The sequence below is a fragment of the Candidatus Oscillochloris fontis genome, from assembly GCF_004138135.1.
Taxonomy (GTDB): Bacteria; Chloroflexota; Chloroflexia; order Chloroflexales; family Chloroflexaceae; genus Oscillochloris; species Oscillochloris fontis.
The window spans coordinates 1-1317 of the sequence record NZ_RYFD01000129.1 but is presented as its reverse complement, the minus strand read 5'-3'; the positions used below and the strand labels follow the sequence as shown (position 1 = coordinate 1317).

Sequence of the window (1317 nt, the reverse complement as noted above, 5' to 3'; positions counted from 1 at the left end):
TAGTCCGTAAATTAAGTTTCCAGGTCTTTTTGCGACATAGCACTACCCACCCGCTCACCTTGAACGCCCGCAACGGGTTCCGGTTGGGATGCTGCACCAGGCTGACCAAGAGCGCTGGTGTCGGGCGATGGATGCGGTTCGGCATACTTGACATTGGCCGCATGCACGCGCTCATAGTGGGTGTTTAGCTTGGTGCGGGCCGTCTGAATGGAAAATTGCCAGTGAATCTTGATCTGCTTGGCACTCCGCTCCGCCAAGAGGTTTAGAACGGACGTGCGCAGTTGTTCGATGGTTGGGATGCGCTGATGCAGACACCCCCGCGCCAAGGCCGAAAACTCGCACTCGATCATATTCAACCAACTCGCCGACTTCGGCGTGTAGTAGAATTCAAAGCGTTGCGCGAGGGCAAACGCGTCGTCAGCGGGGAGATGCGCATAAAACGCGCTCGCGTTATGGGTGTTCAGATTGTCCTGTACCAGCCGAATCTTGATCGCATCCGGGTAGGTAGCTGCGAGTGCCCGACAGAACTCCATATACTCTCGCTTGGTACGTTGGGGCTGCACCTGCCCAAGACGCCGACCCGTCAGGGGTTCAATTGCGGCGAGCAGGGCACATGAGCCGTGTTTTTCATAGGCATAATGCTCTTTCCGTGGCTGGCTAGGCTGCATCGGAACCGGTGGGAGCAGATCCCCAATCAAGAAACAGGGCCGTTCATCAAAACACACGACCGGATACTGCGGATTATAGGGTAAGGCATACAGCCACAGTATGCGCTCCATGTGGGAGAGAAACTGCGCATTCAGCTCCCCAATGCACCACGTTTGATTCCGATGGGGCTTCAGTTCGTTTTTTTCAGAATGGTACCAACCATGGTATGGGAAAGCGACTCACACACCCCTGCTTCCACCACTTTATCGGCGAGGAGGCGCAAGTTCCAGCGGGCATAGCCCGCCGGGGCATCACTACACGCGAGGGCCGTGACATACGCCCGTTGATTCCCATCAATCTCAATGGGGCGACCCGGTCGTGGGGCATCATACAGACCGTCCAAGCCCTTCGTCCGATAGCCATTCCGCCAGGCGGCCACCGTGTTGTAGTTGACATGCAGGGTCTCGGCCACCGCAGCCAAGGTCTTGCCGCGATCAAGTTCCAGTAAGGCGGTGCCGCGCTTGAAGGTTTTGGCGGCCAGGGTGCCTTTCGCGAGCAGGGATTCCAACGTCGTCCGGTCGGTGTCCGTCAAGGTGAGGTGCTGTTTTTTCATGCCACCAGTCTAAGTGACGTGGCGATAGAACACAAGAGGTCTTAATTTACGGACTA

The 1317-nt window shown here is 56.6% G+C and carries 2 protein-coding genes; both read right to left on the bottom strand.

The window, feature by feature from the left end:
* Positions 1 to 11: 11 nt before the first annotated feature.
* The gene (locus EKD03_RS18245; RefSeq protein ID WP_238613587.1) at positions 12 to 803 is read right to left on the bottom strand and encodes an IS630 family transposase; all 792 of its coding nucleotides are present in this window, start codon (positions 801 to 803) and stop codon (positions 12 to 14) included.
* 35 nt (positions 804 to 838) lie between these two features.
* A complete protein-coding gene (locus EKD03_RS18240; protein WP_129633882.1) occupies positions 839 to 1261 on the bottom strand; it encodes a helix-turn-helix domain-containing protein in 423 nt (140 codons plus the stop codon).
* Between the last annotated feature and the right edge of the window lie 56 nt (positions 1262 to 1317).